The sequence below is a fragment of the Gilliamella sp. App6-5 genome (genome assembly GCF_001690525.1).
GTDB classification, from domain to species: domain Bacteria; phylum Pseudomonadota; class Gammaproteobacteria; order Enterobacterales; family Orbaceae; genus Gilliamella; species Gilliamella apicola_H.
This window is the reverse complement of the sequence record NZ_LZGT01000048.1, coordinates 1-24670: the sequence shown is the minus strand read 5'-3', so window position 1 is coordinate 24670 and position 24670 is coordinate 1. Positions and strand designations below refer to the sequence as shown.

General features: G+C 35.1%; 15 protein-coding genes and 1 pseudogene. 11 read left to right on the top strand and 5 right to left on the bottom strand.

The features are described from left to right. Position 1 precedes the first annotated feature (1 nt). The 3 genes and pseudogenes from lpdA to A9G24_RS12495 form a co-directional block, all read left to right on the top strand. Complete coding sequence (gene lpdA, locus A9G24_RS06275; protein WP_065581840.1) at positions 2 to 1426, top strand: dihydrolipoyl dehydrogenase; 1425 nt, start codon at positions 2 to 4, stop codon at positions 1424 to 1426. Positions 1427 to 1802: 376 nt separating this feature from the next. Beyond that, positions 1803 to 2159, top strand: coding sequence for a hypothetical protein (locus A9G24_RS06270; RefSeq protein ID WP_065638266.1), 357 nt, complete (start codon positions 1803 to 1805; stop codon positions 2157 to 2159). A 2-nt stretch (positions 2160 to 2161) separates the two neighbouring features. Beyond that, a pseudogene (locus A9G24_RS12495) lies at positions 2162 to 2440 on the top strand (dihydrolipoyl dehydrogenase); the annotation flags it as partial. 169 nt (positions 2441 to 2609) lie between these two features. Here the strand turns inward: A9G24_RS12495 and A9G24_RS06265 are convergent. The 4 genes from A9G24_RS06265 to A9G24_RS06250 all read right to left on the bottom strand — a co-directional run bounded on the left by A9G24_RS06265 (position 2610) and on the right by A9G24_RS06250 (position 11420). Next, entirely contained in the window at positions 2610 to 5723 is a 3114-nt protein-coding gene (locus tag A9G24_RS06265; protein WP_065638265.1) for a type III restriction-modification system endonuclease, read from the bottom strand. Continuing rightward, complete coding sequence (locus A9G24_RS06260; protein ID WP_176701169.1) at positions 5723 to 7558, bottom strand: site-specific DNA-methyltransferase; 1836 nt, start codon at positions 7556 to 7558, stop codon at positions 5723 to 5725. The genes A9G24_RS06265 and A9G24_RS06260 overlap by 1 nt, the downstream gene beginning before the upstream one ends. Then, positions 7559 to 8014 carry a DUF4391 domain-containing protein gene (locus A9G24_RS06255; protein ID WP_442902755.1) on the bottom strand — a complete coding sequence of 152 codons (456 nt, stop codon included), beginning with the start codon at positions 8012 to 8014 and terminating at the stop codon, positions 7559 to 7561. A gap of 148 nt (positions 8015 to 8162) precedes the next feature. Then, positions 8163 to 11420, bottom strand: coding sequence for a helicase-related protein (locus tag A9G24_RS06250; protein WP_065638264.1), 3258 nt, complete (start codon positions 11418 to 11420; stop codon positions 8163 to 8165). Between the two features lie 555 nt (positions 11421 to 11975). On the opposite strand from A9G24_RS06250, the gene prfA reads away from it, so the two are divergent. The 5 genes from prfA to A9G24_RS06225 all read left to right on the top strand — a co-directional run bounded on the left by prfA (position 11976) and on the right by A9G24_RS06225 (position 19407). Further along, positions 11976 to 13061, top strand: coding sequence for a peptide chain release factor 1 (prfA, locus tag A9G24_RS06245; protein WP_065638263.1), 1086 nt, complete (start codon positions 11976 to 11978; stop codon positions 13059 to 13061). Then, a complete protein-coding gene (gene prmC / locus A9G24_RS06240; RefSeq protein WP_065638262.1) occupies positions 13058 to 13894 on the top strand; it encodes a peptide chain release factor N(5)-glutamine methyltransferase in 837 nt (278 codons plus the stop codon). Before prfA ends, prmC begins: the two co-directional genes overlap by 4 nt. A gap of 20 nt (positions 13895 to 13914) precedes the next feature. Beyond that, positions 13915 to 14769 carry a 3-deoxy-8-phosphooctulonate synthase gene (gene kdsA, locus A9G24_RS06235; protein ID WP_065638275.1) on the top strand — a complete coding sequence of 285 codons (855 nt, stop codon included), beginning with the start codon at positions 13915 to 13917 and terminating at the stop codon, positions 14767 to 14769. 531 nt (positions 14770 to 15300) lie between these two features. Beyond that, positions 15301 to 16719 (top strand): OprD family outer membrane porin, encoded by a 1419-nt coding sequence (locus tag A9G24_RS06230; protein ID WP_065638261.1) that lies wholly within the window; start codon positions 15301 to 15303, stop codon positions 16717 to 16719. A gap of 9 nt (positions 16720 to 16728) precedes the next feature. Then, positions 16729 to 19407, top strand: coding sequence for a beta-N-acetylhexosaminidase (locus A9G24_RS06225; RefSeq protein WP_065638260.1), 2679 nt, complete (start codon positions 16729 to 16731; stop codon positions 19405 to 19407). Positions 19408 to 19480: 73 nt separating this feature from the next. Here the strand turns inward: A9G24_RS06225 and rraB are convergent, their stop codons facing one another. Further along, on the bottom strand, positions 19481 to 19876 hold the full coding sequence (gene rraB / locus A9G24_RS06220; protein ID WP_065585794.1) for a ribonuclease E inhibitor RraB: 396 nt from the start codon (positions 19874 to 19876) through the stop codon (positions 19481 to 19483). 19 nt (positions 19877 to 19895) lie between these two features. Between rraB and rnm the strand changes: the two genes are divergently transcribed. The 3 genes from rnm (at position 19896) to rluB (ending at position 22579) form a co-directional block, all read left to right on the top strand. Then, entirely contained in the window at positions 19896 to 20780 is an 885-nt protein-coding gene (rnm, locus tag A9G24_RS06215; RefSeq protein WP_065585795.1) for an RNase RNM, read from the top strand. A gap of 104 nt (positions 20781 to 20884) precedes the next feature. Further along, positions 20885 to 21505: an L-threonylcarbamoyladenylate synthase gene (locus A9G24_RS06210; protein ID WP_065638259.1), complete on the top strand. Its 621-nt coding sequence runs from the start codon at positions 20885 to 20887 to the stop codon at positions 21503 to 21505. Between the two features lie 171 nt (positions 21506 to 21676). After that, positions 21677 to 22579: a 23S rRNA pseudouridine(2605) synthase RluB gene (gene rluB / locus A9G24_RS06205; protein ID WP_065638274.1), complete on the top strand. Its 903-nt coding sequence runs from the start codon at positions 21677 to 21679 to the stop codon at positions 22577 to 22579. Positions 22580 to 24670 lie beyond the last annotated feature (2091 nt).

The following is a 24670-nucleotide window of genomic DNA, read 5'->3' as shown; positions in this document are numbered from 1 at the left end:
TATGAGTCAAGATGTTAAAACACAAGTTGTGGTTTTAGGAGCAGGACCAGCGGGTTATTCCGCTGCGTTCCGCGCAGCCGACCTTGGACTAGATGTTACCCTTGTTGAACGTTATTCAACACTGGGTGGTGTCTGTTTAAATGTAGGTTGTATTCCATCAAAAGCATTACTTCATGTTGCTAAAGTAATGGATGAAGCAAAATCATTAACTGAACATGGTATCCATTTTGGTACCCCGAGACTTGAATTAGACAAAGTGCGTGGCTGGAAAGAAAAAGTCATTAGCCAGCTGACTAACGGACTTGCTGGCATGGCAAAAATGCGCAAAGTCAATGTGATTCAAGGTGAAGCTCAGTTTACTGGTAGCCATACTATGGAGGTGACTTCTTCAAAAGGGATCACTAAAATTACCTTTGATAATGCGATTATTGCAGCGGGTTCTCGTCCAATTAAGTTACCTTTTATTCCACATGATGATCCGCGTATTTGGGATTCAACAGATGCCTTAGCGCTAACCACCATTCCTAAAAAATTATTATTGATGGGTGGCGGGATTATTGGTCTTGAAATGGGGACTGTATACCATGCATTAGGTTCAGAAGTCGATGTGGTTGAAATGTTTGACCAAGTGATCCCAGCTGCTGATAAAGATGTGATCAAAGTCTTTACTAAGCAGATCCAAAAGAAATTCACTTTACGATTAGAAACCAAAGTGACCACCGTTGAAGCCAAACATGATGCAATTTACGTCACCATGGAAAAGAAAGACGGCACCACCGAAACCCATACTTATGATGCGGTATTAGTGGCGATTGGTCGTACGCCAAATGGTAAGTTAATTAGTGCAGAAAAAGCAGGTGTTAACGTTACTGATCGTGGATTTATCGAAGTGGATAAACAGATGCGCACTAACGTACCACACATTTATGCCATTGGTGATATTGTGGGTCAGCCAATGCTTGCGCATAAAGGTGTACACGAAGGGCATGTGGCAGCAGAAGTGATTGCTGGTAAAAAACACTTCTTCGATCCAAAAACCATTCCTTCTATTGCCTATACTGAACCTGAAGTGGCGTGGGTGGGCTTAACTGAAAAAGAAGCGAAAGAAAAAGGCATTGATTATGAAGTATCAATCTTCCCATGGGCTGCTTCAGGGCGCGCTATTGCTTCGGATTGTTCAGAAGGGATGACAAAACTCATCTTTAATAAAGCAGATAATCGCTTGCTAGGTGGTGCGGTTGTTGGCGTGAATGGCGGTGAATTACTAGGTGAAATCACCTTAGCTGTTGAAATGGGCTGTGATGCCGAAGATATTGCATTAACTATCCATGCTCACCCAACATTGCATGAATCGATCGGCTTAGCTTCTGAAATTTATGAAGGCTCAGTCACCGATTTACCTAATGCCAAAGCAAAGAAAAAATAGTGACAACAAGTCATTAATTTACTTAGTAAAATGCCGTTAGCTCAAACTAACGGCATTTTTATTTGTCTTAAAATAAGCTAATTTATTTTTGTCAAAAACTTTCAGGTAACACTACGTTTCAGTAAAAAAATGAATTAAATAACCAAGTGTTGATCTTAATGAAAACGATAAATAAGTTATTTATCATTGATAACTTTCGTAAACGTCAATACCCTAGTATTGGTTATTAATAGGTGTTTTTATATTACTAAAAAGATTTGAATACTTAGGATTCTATTCAGAAGATTTATCTCAGATAAATTTGTCTGCAAGTATATTAAGAGATTTTTCAAAAACACAATACCAATCAATAATAAATTGAAAAAATGAGGTTGATATGAATACACAGGAAATACAAACAAAATACGGTTTTATTTATACACGAAATGCATTGATATTATCTAACGTTAAATTAGAGTGTTATCCATTCACTTTGAAGGTAAATACATCATTATCATTAGCAGGTTGTAAGCCAGAAGTCTTGGATGTTCCAGAAGTTAAAGTTACTTTTATTTTTAGTGATATTGATAGCTTATCTATTTATCTAATAGATGAATACCCTTATGGAAAATATTCAAAATCTAGTTTTGATTTAGTAGACGAAGTTCATAAAAAAGGTAAGCAACGTATAATTCTTAGTACTTATGATCATATTTTTGATGTTATAGGCAGATACAAAATTGTATATGATTAATCTCAGGACGGACTATTGCTTCTGATTGCTCTGAAGGGATGACAAAACTGATCTTCAATAAAGCAGATAATCGCTTGCTAGGTGGTGCGGTTGTTGGCGTGAATGGCGGTGAATTACTAGGTTAAATTCCCCCTTAGCTGTTGAAATGGGCTGTGATGCCGAAGATATTGCATTAACTATCCATGCTCCCCCCAACATTGCATGAATCGATCGGCTTAGCTTCTGAAATTTATGAAGGCTCAGTCACCGATTTACCTAATGCCAAAGCGAAGAAGAAATAGTTAATAAGTCATTTATTTACTTAGTAAAATGCCGTTAGCTCAAACTAACGGCATTTTTATTTGTCTTAAAATAAGCTAATTTATTTTTGTCAAAAACTTTCAGGTAACACTACGTTTCAGTAAAAAATAAATATCTTGTTTCTAACTATATTGTTAAATGAAAGTAACTTTATAATGAATTCATTATATTCATCAGGCTTTGATAACTATCTACATCATGGTATCTTACTTTACTAGTCGAAAATTCGTTAAAAAGCTTTTTTGCGCACGAAATTTTTGCTTGTTCAATTGGTCTTAAATTTAAACTATCCATCGTACCTTTGGTTTCGGCAATGAAAAAGATATGCTTTACTTTTCCAACATGGAAAGCAATTGCCCAATCGGGTGAATAATTACCAACGGGTGTTGGAATATGAAAGCCTTTCGGTAATTTTGCATATACGCACACTTCTTCTGCCGTATCAAGATCCTCAACAAATCTTCTTTCAATACTTTTTTCGGCTAAGCCATCGGTAAATACATAATCTTGAATGGCTTTTTTCGCTAAAAACGCTTTATCGTAATTTTGTGAGCTTTTTTCCTGAGTGAAAATTGTACAGTCATATTTGCCCGAAGTTTTATTGTATGTAATATGTTCTACAATCATAGTTGCTTTTTGTTCTTTAATTAATTTAATAATTTTAGCAATAAATTCCTCTGGATTATCCTTGAACATATCTAGTTTTTTTGAATCTAGTCCCTTCAATATGGCCACGACTGTTTTGCGGGTTAATGTGGCTTCTTGCGCAATTTGACCAATCAGATCATATTTTATCTGTCCAAAATGGGCATGATTTAAAGTAGCAGTATGTGTTTGTTCGGTTGTAAATGCATCATTTTGTTCAATACTCTGTGTTGTCATCTGCTCTTTAAGTTGACCTACAGTGGTAATGTATTGTAGCTGCGAGACAAATAACTTATCGTTGATATGAGCAATTGCTTTATTGATTAATTCATCGCTATTAAAGTTAACAGTATAAGCATATTGCTGATTAATTTGCTGCCATAATGCTTGGAATTCGGCTTTGTCGAAATTATCATTAAGCGGATTATCTTTAATTTTTGTTTCATGACCATCGCTAAACATGGAATCTAAAACGCTATCATTATAAATAGCCTGAATTAAGTGATGAATTGCGTCACCCATTAGTTGCAATTCATCCGGTAATGGTGCCACTGCGTCCATTGCAATATCGTTGCGGTATTTATCGGTTATTTTACGCTCGATATCAACATAACCATGACTAATTAAATAAAATTCAATTTTATCAGCAGTGGCTTTATCGATAATGGTCGATACGCCATTAACTTCTACATATTTACCGAAAAAGTATTCGCTGGTGGCAACAGTTGGCCGATCATAAATAACGGTTTTGATATCGGCTTGAAGATCATTAACAAAGTTTCTATAACTTTCACTGGCGATAACGGTTAACATGTTGATATCGTGGACTTGTTCGCCGCAACTTTCAATATCCATGCGATTACCATCTTGATTAACACATAAACGAAGACCACGGCCGACTTCTTGCCGTTTAGCTGTTTGGTTATCGGAATGTTTTAATGTACAAATCTGGAAAACATTGGGATTATCCCAACCTTCACGTAGCGCTGAGTGTGAAAAGATAAATCGCGTGGGCTCAACAAAACTTAATAGTTGTTCTTTATTTTTAAGAATCAGATCGTAGGCTGAAATATCATCTGAAGATTCGCTACCGCGTTTTAATTGGCTATCAATGCTTTTGCCAGTTTTTTTATCAATGCTAAAGTAACCTTTATGTACTTGGCTTGCATCATTACACTTAGTTTTTAAATATTGCTGATAAGGCGTGTTGCTGGCTTGGTCTAAGTATTGTTGCAAAATCGTTAGGTATTCTTGTTCAAATATCTGGCCATATTCGCCCAATATTTCGTTATTGTTTTCATCATATTGGCGGTATTTAGCTACTTCATCAATAAAAAATAATGATAGTGATTTAATGCCCATATTGAACAGTTTTTCTTCTTTGTCAAAGTGGGATAATATGGTTTCTCTAATTTGGATGCGGCGCATATTTTCTTCAGAAATATCACCTATCACTTCACCCGTTTTAACTGAAACACCATTGGTAAAAGTGACCATTCCAGTCAAAGGATTGATTTCAGAAACCGTATATCCCTTGTATTGCTGCATCTGTTTTGAAACAGAATAAAGATTATCACCCTCAGTGAAATGGCGAATTTCACGTTTGATGCCATTACTGTGATTTATTTCCAGCTCAATTTTTGCCAGTGGCGGTTTTTTACTGGATAAGACGATTTGTTCTAAATACAAGTAGCTATCAGTACCTCTTAGATTTTTAACTTCAAAACCCTTTACTTCGATTTTTTTAACCAGCCGTTTATTGTATGCATCAAGTGCATCAAGAACATAAATGAGATTATTCTGTTTTTTATGGGTGGCAGAATAATTTAATGAAAATAATGGATTAAAATTTTTTAAAGCTTTTTGCGTGACTTCGCCACCCATTTTTTGTGGCTCATCCAAAATAATAATGGGATTATTCGCGGCTATCACATCAATCGGCCGGCGCGAGGCAAACTCATCGCGTTTTGAGTAAATAATTCGTGCTTCTTTATTTTTGCCGTCTTCTTTTAGCGAGGAAGCAAAAGCTTGGGTGTTAATGATCATAACATTAATGCCCGAATTGGCAGCAAAACTATCTAATAAGTTTAAATTTTTACTGTCATAGACAAAAAAGCGAGCTTTTTGACTATAATGCTCCATAAAATGGTCTGTAGTTATTTCAAAGGTTTTTTTTACTCCCTCACGAATGGCAATAGAGGGGACAACCACAATAAACTTGCTCCAGCCATAATGCTTGTTTAGTTCAAACATGGTTTTGAGGTAAACATAGGTTTTACCAGTACCCGTTTCCATTTCGATATCAAGACTACACCGACCTAAGTTTTTAATTAAATCAGTGGACTGTTTGATATTGTTTAGATTTTGTATTTTTTTAATATTAGCAAGTAACTCGTTATCGGATAATGCAATAACTTCATTTTTAAAACCAATATCGATTGCGCTGTCATCTGATGTATAATTTGAAGCAGTTTCATAAGTCATTTCTGCCTGAGTAGGTGTATTGCCTAAATCACGCACATAACGCAGGCTATTTTGATAACCTTGTCCATTAAACACTTGAACCACAGCATTTACAGCATCGGTTTGATATTGCTGAATTTTAAAATTAAATTTCATTACAACACCTTCCTCTTGGTTTCCGGGCTGTAGGTAGTAAAAATTTGTTCAAAATTGGTGGCAACACTATCATTTTCCAATGAGCTGTCACGCATAACAAAATAGTAAGGTTTTTGTTTGGCAATAGCTGTGATGACTTCTTCATTAATGTCTGTATCAAAGCAAGCCATTAAAAAGTTATCTGCTACGTTAAACACGGTTTTACCAGCAATGCTGGTTTGTTTAATATCACTGGAGAGTAATACCCCTAAATCCAGCATAACTTGGAACAATAAATCTTCTGGCGTTCTATCGGCTTTGATATTGTCAATCAGGGCGTCAAGAAGATCAGTATTATACTCAGCAGGATTGTAATAAACCTCTTTCATATTACTGCTATCACATTTTAAGACGCGAAAGCCTTTATCAAATTTAGCCTGTGGATTTTCTTGGGCAATTTTATTGCCTGCACGGCGAATACGCTCTTTGCCTATTTCGCAGATATTTTTATACCCCGCTTTGTAAGCTTCGCTTTTCTCATCCGTTGACTCTGGCAGTTGCACCATGATAAATTTGCGGTTGCCACCGTCTTCTGCGTTGAGTTGCATTACTGCGTGGGCGGTAGTAGAGGAACCAGAGAAGAAATCAAGGACAATATCAGCTTTTGATACAGCGATATCTATCATTCTTTTAATGTAAGGCGTTGGTTTTGGTGTGTCAAATATGATGTCATCAAATATTTTTTTTATTTCATCAGAAGCATTTGCAGCATTAGATACATCATCCCAAAGAGTTTCTGGTATTTTACCTTTATTTTCATTAATAAACATTTTTCGATAGATATTATTACCTTTAAATACTAATTTATTATCTTGATCTAATTTTATTAGGTTTTCTTTACTAAATAACCAAAGTCTTTTTTGAAAATATTGTCCATTCTTAGATGTAAAATCATATGAAACACCACCTTGTGTACCTCTTGCCCAACATCCTAACATTCGATAGGAACCCCGAGGATCATTATCTGGATTTTTGTAAGCTTTTTTTGTTTCTTCATCAAGTTTTAAAAAGTTAATTACAAATAAATTCTTATTTTTAGCATAAAGTAAACAATATTCATGAGCTTTACTAAACCATCGTGCACTATTGTCTCTACCTCTTTTCCTTTTCCAAATAATATTACTGATAAAATTACTTGTACCAAAAACTTCATCACAAATTTTCTTTAAATTATCAATTTCATTATCATCAATGCTAATAAAAATCACGCCATCATCAGTCAGTAGATCTCTGGCGAGTTTTAAACGGGGGTAAATCATATTCAGCCAATCAGTATGAAAGCGGCCATTAGTTTCCATATTTTTTATTAGCCGATTGCCTTCATCATCAAATTGCCCACTATTTTCAAGGTATTCAGAGGTATTTTGCGCAAAATCATCTTCATAGACAAAATCATTACCGGTATTATAAGGCGGGTCGATATAGATCATTTTGACTTTGCCAAGATAAGTTTCCTGCAATAGTTTTAGTACTTCAAGATTATCACCCTCAATATATAAATTTTCGGTATCATCAAAATCAACACTTTCTTCACGGCAAGGTCGTAAGGTTTTAGCTATGGGCGCATTAGCAAGTAGAATCGATTTCTTTTTATCTGGCCAGGTAAACTGATAACGTTCTTCTCGGCCTTCAACAATCACTGATGAGAGTTCTTGTTTGAGCAGATCAAAATCGATGGCGTATTCTACTTCACCTTGTTGGTTTTTGCGTTCTGTAATACAGTTCGGGAATTGTGCTCCGATTTTTTTGATATTTTCATCCACTTTATTGAGTGAATGCATCTTTAATTTATCCATTTAAGAATCCTTTAATTCTTGTTTCAATTGGTTAATTTTTTGCACCAATTCAAATGCTTTTTTAGGCTGTAGTTCTTTTCTTGCTTGCTTTTCAAGGCGAGCAATGTTTAAAATCAGTTTTTGTCTTTTATCGGCAATAATAATCTGCTGCTCAAGGCTATTGCCTTGCTCAATATTGAATTTGCCGATTTGTTGAATGATGTTGTGCCAGACATTATCAAGGTTTAACCCTTTTAATTCAATTCTTAGATCTTTTTTAGGTTGCCAATCGCTTTGTATCAATTTATGTTGAAAAACGGCCAATTTAGCCTGCTTAGCATATTGCAAAATAAATAGTATATTTTGCGGTATTAGTTTAGATAATAAAATAAGGCTTGTTTCATTAAAATTGATTTTTTTTAGTTGTACCAATGCCACAAAAAAAGCATTGATGTTGTTTCCTGCTGCGAGATTTATTTTCGTTGCCGAAACCTCGTTAACAAGGGTAATTTTAGCTATATCCGCATCGACTTTTTTTTCGTAGCATTGTTCAGTTGAAACTTTGCATAAATTGCTTTTTTAGCTAATTGGTGATTTATTTCTGTCGTTTTGGGCAAACCAAGCATTATGCTACCTTATTTTCTGATTCGCTAACAACTAAAAAACAGATTAATTCAAAGTCATCTAGACCTTTTATATTATCGGTAACAAAACTAATTGCATTGCCGCTTAAAAAATTATCAATATCACTGTGTTTTTTTACTTCAATAATAGAGTTTATGGCGTCACCAAGTCGTTGTGAAAAATGTGTCATATTACCACCATCACCTGTGATTTTATTGAATTGTTGATACAATTTTGCAATGGGTTCTGTTGTGCCTTTGCAAAGTAAGCGTATTTTATCAAGTAATTGTTTTGGCGATAAATGGTCACAAATAATGTCGCCATTATTTGCAACATACACCATGTAAAATGGGTGAAGGCGATTTTGATTATTAATATTAATACTGTTTGCCCGGTTTTTTAATATATAAATAACACCTGCGGGCATATCTGGTAAAGCTGGCACAACGGCATGTAATCCATACGGTGTTTTATCCAGTTCGGGATGATTTTTAATATACTCCAGTAAATCAAGTCTAAATTCATTTAAACCTAAATCCATGATTGATATACTGTTAGTGATATCTTCAATATCAACTACTTCGTCTTGTAAGCGTTTGAGTTGTGCTTTGCGATAGGCTAAATCGGATTTTTCCTCGTCACTTAATATATTGTCATCACCCGTTGCGGTCATGTCGACAATTTTCATGCGGGTTTCTACTTTTGCTTTTAGATCAATATATTCATCTAAAGTAACATCAGGCCAAAAGTTAACTAGCTGAACTGCCTGATTTTTGCTGCCTATGCGATCAATACGTCCAAATCGTTGAATGATTCGTACCGGATTCCAATGTATATCGTAATTAATTAAATAATCACAATCTTGTAAGTTTTGCCCTTCAGAGATGCAATCGGTTGCAATTAATATATCAATCTCATGAGTGTCATTTGGCATTAACAAGTGTTTATCTTTTGATTTGGGTGAAAAGCAGGTTAAAACAGTGTTTAAGTCACAATGCAATTTAGGTACAGTAGATCTTCCGTCAACTGAACCTGTTATCATTGCGGTATGTAGGGAAAAGTGATTTTTTACATACTGGCTAACGTGATCAAACAAATAACTTGCTGTATCGGCAAAAGCGGTAAATATAATCACTTTTTTATTATTGTTATTAATGGGGGTGAGTTGCTTATTTTTAATAATAGTAAGTAAATTTTGTAATTTAATGTCATGTTTTGCTGTGATGTCACTTATCATATGAGTTAATAAGGATAAGATTTCATAATCTTTAATGAGATAGTGTTTCCATGAAAGATAATCCATATCAGATAAAGAAATTTTCACTTTTTTACCAAATGTAAATAACTGATCATTATTTTGTTCATCTTCATCAAGATCATTGAAATTAGTAATATCGGTAAGCTCAATTTCTTTTTTTACACTTTGATTATAAGATTCAATAGTAGCTATAGTTTGTTGAATAAAGTTCTTTATACGTTCTAATGTATGATTAAATGAGAATACCGAGCTTTCCAGTCGTTTCATCAAGTTGATTGCCATTAAACGACGAATCCCTTGTTCTCGATTAGCTTGGGTAAATCCAATATTGATTTTGTTGTCCTCATATATTTCAGCATACTTATCCATTTTGCTTGGTAAGATAAAGTGGGTAGGGGTATAAATTGATAGATTTAGTAGCATGAGTTGTTCGAAAATTTCGTTATAACTTATCGCATTAGCTAAATCTGTTAGTTTAGGTCTTACTGAAATAGGTTTGAGTCTAGTTGGAAAAGTACCTATATCGGCGGTATCGTAATATTTTTGAATGTGTTTGCGTGAGCGTGCAATTGTAACAGAGTCCAAAACTTCAAAGAAGTCAAAATCCAACATTCTTAGTAGGTTTTCTGTCGTTCTTTCAGTTGTATCTTGTTTACTCCAAATATTAAATGCTTTTTGTGCATTTTTAAAAATCTCATCCAATGAACGGCGAGTATTGAGATTTTCATCAATATGACTGGTTTTGCCTTCGTAAGCAAGAGCTAATTGATTTTTTAAATCATTAAAGCGATTGTTAACCGGTGTTGCGGAAAGCATCAATACTTTAGTTTTGACCCCTTTTCGAATCACTTGATTAAGTAATTTTAAATATCGATTTTCTTTTTCGTTGTCTTTGCCTGATAATTTGCCACCATTACGGAAGTTATGTGATTCATCAATCACTACAAGGTCGTAATTATTCCAATGAATTCGATCTAAATCTATACCATTTGATTGACCACAAGAGCGATTAAGATCAGTATGGAAAAGCACATCATATCGTAATCGATCTTCAGCGATGGGATTATTAATATAATTTGCTTTATAAGTGTTCCAGTTATTGTTTAGTTTTTTAGGGCATAAAACGAGCACAGACTTATTTCGGTTTTCATAATATTTAATGACTGATAAAGCAGTAAATGTTTTACCCAGCCCAACACTGTCAGCTAAAATACAGCCATTATATTTTTCAAGTTTATTGATGATTGCTAAAGCCGCATCTTTTTGAAAGTTGAATAGCATATTCCAGATTTTGCTATTTTTAAATCCAGTAGCTTCGTTGGGCAATACATCTTCTGAGATGTCTTCAAGAAATTCATTAAAAATATTATAGAGGATAACAAAATAGATAAACTCAGGTGAATTTTCATTGTAGGCACTGGCAATATTGTCGATAACAACATTAGTTACATCCTGAAGTTTAGTTTTATCTTGCCAAAGCTCATTAAAAATGGAAAGAAATTTAATTGAATCAGGGGAAGAGATCTTTTGTACTATATTGTAAGCATTGTTTCCCCGTTCACAACCTAGATCAATAGTTGTAAATCCATTGATGGGTATATAAGCATTATCATCTACATGTATAAATCCAGCCATATTTTCATTAGTGATGTTGGATTTAAATGTGACCTTTTGTCTAATCCAATCAGCGCACTCTTTAGCAATCGCTTTTTGTGTTAATTCATTGCGAAGTTTAATTTCAAATTCAGTACCATAAAGGCTACGTTCTCTGTTTAGTCGTGGAATATAAAATTCTCTTTGTGTTTTTGGGGTTTGTTCGGTGATAAAAGTTGGCGAGGTAAATATGAAACGGAGTTCATCAATATTTTTCAACTCTTTTTTTAATTTTTCAAAAGCAAAGAACGAAAAACATGCTGCAACAATTGATAATTTACTTCCTTGTTTAATTTCGTCTGATAAATCTTCATGGAGCGTTTTGGTAATGTTATCTATGATTCCCATTGTTTTTTCTCTTTGATATTATCTGTACTAACTATGACTTCTCTTATTTGTCATTGGTGATCAACTACAGCACAATTTAGCGTTATATTTTTATTATTGTAAAAATGTAACTTATTGTCTAGAAATGTTTTTATCTACTTTTTACCAAAAAGTATGGTTATTGACAGTGGCTAAAAATTGGAAAAAATTTACCAATATGAATAAAAATCATAAGCGAATATCTCATGGTCAAAAAAAGTTAGTGTTAAGTTTAAAATAATAATCAATTATCTTTTAACTCTTTCTAAAAAATACACTCACAAGTAGAAAATTTTTTATGAACAAAATAGAATTTAAATGTGAAAAAATGATAGAGCAACAAATAACCTAATATTAAGTTTCTAATATATTGGCTATTTACATATAATATTTCATTTATTCAATCGATTTGCTATATATTGTTGATGTAATGATGCGATATAAGCCCGATAACTAGCTCAAACTGTATTTTAAAAGTGATTAAGTATATAATGCTCCGCAAATTTAATTAATTTATATCATCTAAAATATATTTCTATGAAATCTTCAATTATCAACAAATTAGAAATGCTACAAGAGCGTTATGAAGAAGTTCAAGCATTATTATCTGACGCTTCGGTTATCGCCGATCAAAATCGCTTTCGCACACTTTCTAAAGAATATTCACAGTTAACGGGAGTGGTTAAGTGTTTTTCTGATTGGAAGCAAACACAAGAGGATATCGAGACAGCTAAAATGATGCTATCCGATCCTGAAATGAGCGAAATGGCGCAAGAGGAATTAAACGAAGCATTAAGCCGAATTGAAGAGCAAGAAAAGCAACTACAAGTTTTATTATTACCTAAAGATCCTAATGACGAATATAACTGTTTTGTCGAAGTGAGAGCGGGAACGGGTGGCGATGAAGCCGCTATTTTTGCTGGTGACTTAGCCCGAATGTATACACGCTATGCTGAATCACGCAATTGGCGCGTTGAAATTATGAGCGCGAGTGATGGTGAGCATGGTGGCTATAAAGAAGTTATTATGTTAGTGAGTGGTGATGGTGTTTATGGTCATTTGAAGTTTGAATCGGGAGGACATCGTGTTCAACGTGTGCCAGAGACAGAATCGCAAGGTCGTATTCATACATCTGCTTGTACTGTTGCTGTTTTGCCCGAAGTGCCTGAAGCTGAAATGCCCGAAATTAACCCAGCTGATTTAAAAATTGATACTTATCGTTCATCTGGTGCTGGTGGTCAACATGTTAATACGACTGATTCGGCCATTCGTATTACCCATCTACCCACTGGTATTGTGGTTGAGTGCCAAGATGAGCGCTCACAACATAAAAACAGAGCTAAGGCGATGTCAGTTTTAGCCGCACGAATTCAAGATGCGGAACTACGTAAGCGCCAACAAGAAGAGGCTTCAACACGTCGAAATCTATTAGGTTCGGGTGATCGTTCAGATAGAATTAGAACATATAACTATCCACAAGGTCGAGTTACTGATCATCGAATTAACCTAACACTTTATCGTTTAGACGAAGTGATGGCGGGGAAATTAGAGATGCTAATCGATCCAATTGTACAAGAATATCAAGCAGATCAATTGGCCGCTTTATCGGAACAAGATGAATGACTTATTTACAATGGCTTAAGTGTGCATCACAAACGTTAACTGATAGTGAAAGCCCAAAGCGTGATGCCGAAATTTTATTAAGTTATGTGACTCACAAAACGCGAACATTTTTAATGGCGTTTAGTGAAACATTACTTACTGATGATGAATTGATAGCTTTATCTGAATGTTTAAAGCGCAGGCAAAACGGTGAACCTATCGCTTATATTACTGGCGAAAAAGAGTTTTGGTCTTTGAAGTTTAATGTTTCTAATGCCACGTTAATACCGAGACCTGATACCGAAAAATTAGTCGAATTAGGTTTAGAGTATCTGCCTAAAGTGCCATGCGAAGTGTTGGATCTTGGTACCGGTACTGGTGCAATAGTTATTGCTATGGCAACTGAGCGGCAAGACTGTTTATTTACTGCAATTGAAAAAAATAAAGATGCGCTAATTTTAGCTCAACAAAATGCAACCCAAATTGGGGTAAATAATGTTTATTTTTTACAAGGAGATTGGTATAAGCCAATAAAAAACCGTAAGTTTTCAATGATTGTCAGTAATCCTCCTTACATTGAGCCAACCGATATTCACTTATCACAAGGTGATGTGCGTTATGAACCAAGAAGCGCGCTAGTTTCAGAAGATGAAGGTTTAGCTGATATTAAACTCATTGTAAAAGGTGCAACTAAGCATTTAAACCAATATGGTTGGTTACTGATAGAACATGGCTGGAAACAAGGTGAAGCTGTGCAAACCATTTTTAAACAACACGGATTTCAATTAGTTGAAACCTTCACTGACTACAGTGGTAATGATCGAGTCACACTTGGTCGCTGGTTCAAACCTTAACTAGGAAAATTTTATTTATGATGCAGCAAAAAAAAGTAAACGTTGGTGATATTACTGTCGCCAATGATCTACCTTTTGTACTATTTGGTGGTATGAATGTACTTGAATCTCGCGATTTGGCAATGAGAATTTGTGAACATTATGTTACCGTCACTAATAAACTGAATATCCCTTATATTTTTAAAGCGTCTTTCGATAAAGCGAATCGCTCATCAATCCATTCTTATCGTGGACCTGGCTTAGAAGAGGGGCTTAAAATCTTCCAAGAGCTTAAACAACAGTTTGGCATTAAAATTATTACCGATGTCCATACCGAAGCGCAATGTCAACCCGTTGCTGATGTGGTTGATGTGATTCAATTACCGGCCTTTTTAGCAAGGCAAACAGATCTTGTTGTTGCAATGGCGAAAACAGGCGCAGTAATTAATGTCAAAAAACCGCAATTTGTCAGTCCTGGGCAAATGGGCAATATTGTTGAAAAATTTGAAGAAGCAGGCAATGATCAAATCATCCTTTGTGATCGCGGTAGTTGTTTTGGTTATGACAATTTAGTAGTGGATATGCTTGGTTTTAACATTATGAAAAAAGCCAGCAAAGGTTCCCCCGTTATTTTTGATGTTACTCATGCCTTGCAGTGTCGTGATCCAATGGGCGCAGCATCTGGCGGGCGTCGTGGTCAAGTGACTGAGCTTGCGCGTTCAGGTATGGCTGTTGGTATAGCTGGGTTATTTTTAGAATCACATCCCGATCCTAGCCATGCAAAATGCGATGGTCCATCAGCGTTACCACTTGATAAACTTGAACCTTTCTTAAAACAGATGAAAGCGATTGATGAGCTAGTAAAAAGCTTTGATGAAATTGATACTGAAAATTAAAGGTAATATATTTTTTTAATTTGAAAAAATAGACTATTAATTGTGAATAACATATTCTTTTTTATGCCAATAAAAAGAGGAATCCGAGTGATTCCTCTTTTTTTACCTTATTGCTTTCTTCGTCTTATTTATCCTATTTACCGCCATTCTTGTTTTTATAGGTTAATATCAATATTCACTAATGTTTTAAACACAGAATCTGATATTTTTTATTTTTCATAATAAAAAAAGTTGTGATTTTTATCTAAAAAATCGTATAAATAATGGCTGTTTTGGTGATTTTGATCACGATTTTAGATTGTTTAATTTGCTAGATAAAATATGTTTATGCATTATAAAACCGCGTAGTTAAAGTCAATATCGCCATTGATGAAGTTTTTATTAGGCTACACTGATTTGTATACGCTAATGAAAATAATGTGTCTTTCGAATTCTAAGATAAATATTAATCTGTTGTTCAGCTTGCTCATGTAAGTTAGAGCTTGATGAATTTCATTATTAATTAAACAGAATAATTTTAGGGAAATAAAGATGAATACTTATAATGCACAAATAATCTCCCGACCATCTAATCTTTTAACTAAACTGATTTGTTCTTTCTCTTTGTTCGTGAGTGTAACGCCAGTTTATGCTATCTATGAAAACAATTTTGTAGATGATGCTTCATTAACAGGTAATGTCTTTTTTTGGAATCGTGATCGTGATCGTAAAGATATCGAAACGGATAAATATAAAAGCAATATTAGGCAATCAACCTTTAATAGTAATTTGGATTTTCGTTCTGGATATATTGCCAATAGATTTGCTATCGAGCTAGGCGGTTATGGCGCATGGGAGGTGAGTAATGGTGGCAATGGTCATCCAAATGAGATTGGGTTTAGTGGTGCAAACACTCGTTGGGATGAAGATTGGAAGAAAGATGTCAGTGGGCTTAGTTTTTATAAAGCACAAGCAAATTTTAAAATTGATGAGTTATTTTGGCTGAAAGCAGGTTATATTCAGCCTTCTGGACAAACGTTACTAGCACCTCATTGGAGTTTATTACCGGGTACTTATCGTGGTTTCGAGTTGGGTTCTACCCTTGATTTTGATACAGCCGGTTCATTATCGATGTCATACATGTGGACTAATCAATATAAAGCGCCATGGTATAAACGACTTTATGAATTCAAACAATGGGGTGCTGGTAAAAAAATTGATTATTTACATTCCGCTGGCTTGAAGTATGACTTCAAAAATAATTTAGTATTAGAAAGTGCATTTGGCCAAGCGCACAATTATATGAATCAATTTTTTGGCAAAGTATCTTATAAAACAGAAGTATTTGATAGCCCTTTGACCATGAGTTACCAATTTTATGGCGCCAAAGATCAATCCCATCAAGGCAAAGATGTTTACGATGGCTTAGCATGGTTGCAAGCGGCAACATTAGGTTATCAAGTTGGTCCAATTGGTCTGCGACTTGAAGGTGTTGCGGTTAAAGCTAATGGAGAGCAGGGATTCTTTTTGCAACGAATGACACCTGATTATGCCTCATCAAATGGTCGTTTAGATGTTTGGTGGAATTCGCGTTCAGACTTTAATGCCAATGGCGAAAAAGCCGTGTTTGCTGAAGTGACTTATGATTTAAGTAATCTATCTTACTCTTTAGCAGGCTGGAAAACCGGTGCTTCTTATGCTTATGGATGGAACGCAAAACCAAGCACTAATCGACAATTCAATCAAAAACAACGTTTGATTGAATCAGCATATAACTTTGATTTAGGGTATACCGTGCAAGAAAGTTGGGCAAAAGATACGGCTTTCCAATTGCACTATACCAAATATAACAATCACTCAAATAGTATACCAAGCTGGGGCGGTGGATATGGGAATATCTTTCAAGATGAGCGCGATATCAAATTTATTGTCACAATTCCATTCACTGTTTTTAGTGCTCAACAAAAATAGGTAAAAATGATGAAAAAGATAAAAACAGCAATATTAGCCACTTCAATTGCTTCTTTGTTAAGTATGGGAGCAACCCAATCTGTTTTTGCTTCGCAACAAATTGTTGACTCAATGAGTTCACAACTCAATGTTAAATATAAGGTAATAGACAATCAAGCCGGGGCACATGGTGTAAATTGTTCTGCTTTAGGTGCTGATTGGGCTGCTTGTAACAAAGTGCTCATTTCGCTAAAGAATAATGGTCCGGCAATCAAGGATAAGGATTGGGCTATTTATTTTAATAATATCCGTATGATTTTAGCGGTAAATAATGAACAGTTCAAAATAACCCATATTACTGGCGATCTTCATAAAATCGAACCAACAGAAAAATTCACCTCGATTCCCGCTCATTCAACCATCAATATTCCCATAATTGGTGAATATTGGATGGTAAGTGAAAGTGATTTAATGCCTCGTTGGTATATCACATCAAGTCATGCTAAACCAAAAATCATTACTAATACTAACACGGGGTCTGATAATTTATCGGCTTTTGTTGCACCAATTCAACAAAATTGGAAAAGGACAGCTGATGATCATAATACACTAATGACGCCGAATACTCGTTTCCAATATAATTCGGATATAAAAAAATTATCGACTGAATCACTCCGCGGGCAAATTTTGCCAACACCTGCGAAAATGACATTAGGAAAAGAAGATATAATGATTGGTCAGCAAGGAGTGAATCTAATACTTAATAACTTAAATCAAGAAAGCTTAACAATTTTAAACACGGCGTTTAACACGTTAGGTATTCCCGTTACTCAAAATGGTTATAAAATAAAAGCGACAATTGCTCCTGAACAATTCAAACAAGGGCAATTGGGGGGGTATCAATTAGATATTAAAAAAGATGAGGCTTTAATAGTAGCTTACGACGAAAGCGGTATTTTTTATGCTGTACAATCCATTTTATCATTGATTCCCGTAAACGAACTTAAAACAATTCCAACACTAAATGTGTTTGATTCCCCACGTTTTGCTTATCGCGGTATTATGCTCGATATTGGGCGTAATTTTAAATCTAAAGCATCCATAATGCGCTTATTGGATCAAATGGCAACATATAAACTAAATAAGTTTCATTTTCACCTCAGTGATGACGAAGGATGGCGAATTGAAATTCCAGACTTACCTGAACTCACCGATATTGGCAGTAAACGCTGCCATGATCTTACTGAGCAAAGTTGTTTATTACCTCAATTAGGATCAGGACCCGAAAGTAATACGACAGGATCGGGATTTTTAAGTCGTCAAGACTATATTGAAATTGTCAAATACGCTAAAGCACGCTTTATCGAGGTTATTCCTGAAATTGATATGCCAGCTCATGCCAGAGCAGCAATTGTATCAATGGAAGCGCGCTATAAACGTTTAATGGCAGAAGGAAAAGAGGCGCAAGCTAATGAGTTTCGACTAGTTGATCCAACCGATACTTCTAATACCACAACAGTACAATTTTATAATCGTTTAAGTTATTTAAATCCTTGTCTTGATTCATCTAAACGTTTTGTCAATAAAATCATTGATGAAATAACTAAAATGCATATTGAAGCTGGCCAACCACTTCACACTTGGCATTTTGGTGGTGATGAGGCTAAAAATATTCGTTTAGGTGCAGGTTATCAAGATCGACAAGCAAAAGATAAAACTGATGCTAAAGGAACGATTGATCAAAGTATAGAAGATCATCCATGGGCAAAATCTCAAGCTTGCCAAACCTTTGTGTCAAAAGGAAAGGTAAAAGATATTGAACATTTACCGAGTTATTTTGCACAACAAGTCAGTACGATAATAAAATCTCATGGCATTAACCATATGCAAGCATGGCAAGATGGAATGAAATATGCTGATAATGCAAAATCTTTTGCGGTTGATAAAGTGACGGTTAACTTTTGGGACACATTATATTGGGGCGGTTTTGACTCTGTAAATGAGTGGAACAATAAAGGTTATCAAGTGATCATTTCTAATCCTGATTATGTTTATTTAGATATGCCATATGAAGTCAATCCAAAAGAGAGTGGTTATTATTGGGCAACCCGTTTTAATGATGAACGTAAAATATTTAGTTTCGCACCAAATAATTTGCCACAAAATGCCGAAACTTCTGTTGATCGAGATGGTAATCCCTTTACGGCTAAAGGGACAATGAATTGGTCTGGTGCCTATGGTATATCTGCTCAGATTTGGACTGAAGATATTCGGACAGATAAAAAAATGGAATACATGACATTTCCACGTTTGTTGGCCGTCGCTGAAAGAGCTTGGCATCAGGCCGATTGGGAAATTGACTACCAAAAAGATCGTGAATTTGCTCAGGGAACGACGCATTATGTTGATCAACAACAATTACTTAATGATTGGATTCGATTCGCAAATTTAGTGGGGCAGCGTGAACTGCAAAAACTGGATTTAGCTAGTATAGATTATCGCTTGCCCGTTCCTGGCGCTAAAATTGAAAACGGTAAATTAGTTGCAAATATTGTGTTTCCTGGTTTAACCATTGAATATTCAACCAATCAAGGTAAAAATTGGTATCGCTACACTGAACCAGTAGGCATTAGAAAAGGCGAAACCGTCTCTGTTCGTAGCGTATCGCCAAATTACAAAAGAACAAGCCGTATAGAAGAATTGAAATAGATTAGGTTAATTCAAATATTCTTATCCGTTATTTAACGGATAAGAATAAGAAGAGTAAAGTATATTGATAAACTTAATGAAGTGTTTCCATGAGTTCATTATCATCAAAATCGTCATCACTTCCATCTTCAAAATAAGTGCCCCAACCATCATAATTGACGCCAAATTGGGCAGTAAGGTTGATGATTTCGGCAATTTGCGCATTGATTAATTCAGCTTTGAGCGGACTTTCAGTAACGATATCAAAAGCGATAACAACGTTGCCCGCATCATCGACATCTTCATCGGGATCGGTTGCTTCATAACCTAACTTATAAGCTTCTACTGCTACTTTCTCTAGTTTATCAAAATTTTGTGATGAAACATGGTGTTCAATAATATAAAGCGCATGAGGATCGCTACCATCTTCTAACAGTTCTTCAATAATAGCGTTAGTATCTTGCTGAGCAAGAATAATTTGATCTTTCATAATATACCTTTTAGTGGTCATGCAAATTGTGTGGTATATTACACGTTTCAAAATAATTTTCGAGAAAAAAGTGATTGTTGATTTACATTCTCATACTACAGCATCAGATGGTGTGTTAACGCCCAGCGATCTTGTCAAAAGAGCGGTGGATAACCAAATTGCTATTTTGGCTATTACCGATCATGATACCGTTAAAGGCTTACCTGAAGCTCAACAAACAATTGCTAATGAAAATTTGCCTGTTAAATTAGTTTGTGGTGTTGAAATATCTACGGCTTGGAAGAATAACGAAATCCATATTGTGGGTTTAAATATTGATATTGAGCATCCTCAATTATTGACACTGTTATCCTCACAAGAGCAAGGCCGAATTAATCGGGCGTTAGCAATAAGCCAAAAATTGGCAAAGGTTAGTATCGAAAATGCTTATCAACAAGCACAACAATTTGCGAAAGGTGACATTGTTTCGCGCGCCCATTTTGCGAGATTTTTAGTCGCTAACGGCTATGTTAAGGACATCAAACGCGCATTTAAAAAGTACCTAGGTAAAGGAGGGTATGCTTATGTGCCTGCAACATGGTGTCGCATTGCTGATGCGGTTAATGCCATTCACATGGCCGGAGGGCAAGCGGTGCTTGCACATCCAAGTCGTTATGATTTAACTTTAACAAAATTGAAATTATTACTGAGTGAATTTAAAGCTTGTGGTGGCGATGCCATTGAGGTTTCGCAAAGCAGGCAAACGCAAGATGATTTACATCGATTAGCTAAATTAGCCAATGAATTTGACATGTTAGCATCGCAAGGTTCAGATTTTCATGATTTAGTTAATTATTTGGATTTAGGCAAAACAACGCCATTGCCAGGTAGCGTTACGCCAATTTGGCATAATTGGCAATACTAATTAAATCAAGATTAAATGGTTTTATATTTGCGTTTCATCAAAAGATTGACGGCATTGAACTCAATACTGAAAAAGAGATTAACGATTAATTATAGAAGAAAATTATGAGCCAAACTTTTTATATTCACCCAGATAATCCTCAAATGCGATTATTAGATCAAGTTGTTAAAATATTAAATGACGGTGGCGTTATCGCTTTTCCGACTGATTCTGGGTATTCCTTAGGTTGCTTACTGGATAACAAACATGGCGTTGATCGCATCTGCCAAATTCGTCAGCTGGATAAAAATCACAACTTTACTTTAATGTGCCGTGATCTTTCTGAGCTATCTTGCTATGCTTTTGTTGATAACACGACTTTTCGATTATTAAAAAATAATACACCGGGTAAATATGTGTTTATTTTACAAGCCAGTAAAGATGTACCGCGTCGATTAATGAACGAAAAACGTAAAACCATTGGGCTACGTATTCCAGATAATAAAATTGATTTAGCGTTACTTGAATTATTAGGGCAACCATTAATGACCGCAACGTTAATTTTACCTAATGATGAGCAAGCGCAATCCGATCCCGACGAAATAGAAGATAAAATCGGCCATCAACTTGATGCGATTGTGCACGGAGGCTATATAGGTGAGCAACCCACCACCGTGGTTGATTTAACAAATGACTATCCAGAAATTATTCGTCAAGGAAGTGGAGACACTAAACCATTCGAATAAATGACCGTTTTTTATTGTCAACATTCAGACAATAAAGTGAATAGAAAAAATGATACCTGAGAAGGTAACAGCGAGGATAATATGAAAAATAGCAAATCTGCATTCCCACAACGAGGCAAAAAGATAAATAGTCTTAAAGCTAAAGAAAGCCAATCTTATGAAAAAAAGAAAATGTCAAGTGCACCAACTGTGACTCGCAAGACATCGGCACATGATAATACTGAAAAACTACAAAAAGTCTTAGCCAATTTAGGTAATGGATCACGCCGCGAAATTGAAGCCATGATTATAGCTGGTAAAATCAGTGTGGATGGTAAAATAGCCACTTTAGGTGATCGCGTTGATGTGAATGCAAACCCTAAAATACGTATCAATGGGCACTTGGTTCAGCTTAGAAGCAAAGAAAAAGAAATTTGTCGCGTGCTCGCTTATTACAAACCAGAAGGCGAAATTTGCTCACGTCATGATCCACAAGGTCGGGCCACTGTTTTTGAACGTTTGCCTAGATTAAAAAATGCTCGTTGGGTCAATATTGGTAGACTTGATATTAATACATCGGGTTTATTATTATTTACGACAGATGGTGAATTAGCTAATCGTTTAATGCATCCACGGCACGAAATTGAGCGCGAATATGCCGTGCGTGTATTTGGTAATGTGACTGATCAGCTGATTAATCAGCTTCGTAAAGGAATACAACTAGAAGATGGTCCAGCCTCATTTCAATCAATAAAAGCGCAAGGTGGCGATGGGCTTAACCAATGGTTTAATGTTGTGATAACTGAAGGACGTAATCGCGAAGTGCGCCGAATGTGGGAAGCTATCGATGTGCAAGTTAGCCGATTATTGCGTATTCGTTATGGCAATATCACTTTACCTAAAGGATTATCGCGTGGAACTTGGATGGAACTGGGCATTGACTCAGTCAATTACTTACGTGAACTAGTCGGTTTACCACCAGAAGCTAAAAGCTTTACAACAAGTTCATCCTCTGACAAACGAATAGCAAGACCTAAGCGCGTAAAATTTAATCAACAGGCTAAAACCACTCGTCAAAAAGCAACCCGAAAATAATCTTTATAGATAGGAAAACGCCGAGAGGTTTATACGTCAAGATTAAAATAATTTGCTAAAAACTCATAAGGCGTTTTTACCCAAAATCGCTTTATGTGTTAACCCTATTTTAAAAGTAAATAAATTGCTTATACTTTTGTGGGTAGGCGGTTTTTTTGTATGCTTGATTGATACAATGGTTATCACAGGTTTTAAGCCATAGTGACTACAAATTCTTAATTAATTACGAAACGGTATAGAATCCTGAATATTTTTTACAAAAATATAACCTAAAAGTGAACATCACATCTTTATTAAAGCCCCTATCGTTTTTGTTTTTCTTATTTGTTTGTGGGCAGATAGTTTTTGAATGTTTGATTGATACAATGGTTATCACACGCTTTAACCCATAGTCACTAAAAATTCTTAATTAATTACGAAACGGTATAGAATCCTGAATATTTTTTACAAAAATATAACCTAAAAGTGAAGATTACATCTTCATTAAAGTTTTTATCATTTTCGGCTTGCTTATTTGTTTGTGTGGGTAGGCGGGTTTTGTGAATGTTTAATTGATATGATAGCTATCACATGTTTTAACTCTTAGTGACTACAAATTTAATTACGAAACGGTATAGAATCCTGAATATTTTTTACAAAAATATAATCTAAAAGTGAACATCACATCTTCATTAAAGCCCTATCGCTTTCAGCTTGCCTACTTGTTAGTGAGCAAGCGGTTTATGAATGATTGCTACAATGGTTATCACAGGTTTTAAGCCATAGTGACTACAAATTCTTAATTAATGACGAAACGGTATAGAATCCTGAATATTTTTTACAAAAATATAACCTAAAAGTGAACATCACATCTTTATTAAAGCCCTATCGCTTTCAGCTTGCCTACTTGTTAGTGAGCAAGCGGTTTATGAATGATTGCTACAATGGTTATCACAGGTTTTAAGCCATAGTGACTACAAATTCTTAATTAATGACGAAACGGTATAGAATCCTGAATATTTTTTACAAAAATATAACCTAAAAGTGAACATCACATCTTTATTAAAGCCCTATCGCTTTCAGCTTGCCTACTTGTTAGTGAGCAAGCGGTTTATGAATGATTGCTACAATGGTTATCACAGGTTTTAAGCCATAGTGACTACAAATTCTTAATTAATGACGAAACGGTATAGAATCCTGAATATTTTTTACAAAAATATAACCTAAAAGTGAACATCACATCTTTATTAAAGCCCTATCGCTTTCAGCTTGCCTACTTGTTAGTGAGCAAGCGGTTTATGAATGATTGCTACAATGGTTATCACAGGTTTTAAGCCATAGTGACTACAAATTCTTAATTAATGACGAAACGGTATAGAATCCTGAATATTTTTTACAAAAATATAACCTAAAAGTGAACATCACATCTTTATTAAAGCCCTATCGCTTTCAGCTTGCCTACTTGTTAGTGAGCAAGCGGTTTATGAATGATTGCTACAATGGTTATCACAGGTTTTAAGCCATAGTGACTACAAATTCTTAATTAATGACGAAACGGTATAGAATCCTGAATATTTTTTACAAAAATATAACCTAAAAGTGAACATCACATCTTTATTAAAGCCCTATCGCTTTCAGCTTGCCTACTTGTTAGTGAGCAAGCGGTTTATGAATGATTGCTACAATGGTTATCACAGGTTTTAAGCCATAGTGACTACAAATTCTTAATTAATGACGAAACGGTATAGAATCCTGAATATTTTTTACAAAAATATAACCTAAAAGTGAACATCACATCTTTATTAAAGCCCTATCGCTTTCAGCTTGCCTACTTGTTAGTGAGCAAGCGGTTTATGAATGATTGCTACAATGGTTATCACAGGTTTTAAGCCATAGTGACTACAAATTCTTAATTAATGACGAAACGGTATAGAATCCTGAATATTTTTTACAAAAATATAACCTAAAAGTGAACATCACATCTTTATTAAAGCCCTATCGCTTTCAGCTTGCCTACTTGTTAGTGAGCAAGCGGTTTATGAATGATTGCTACAATGGTTATCACAGGTTTTAAGCCATAGTGACTACAAATTCTTAATTAATGACGAAACG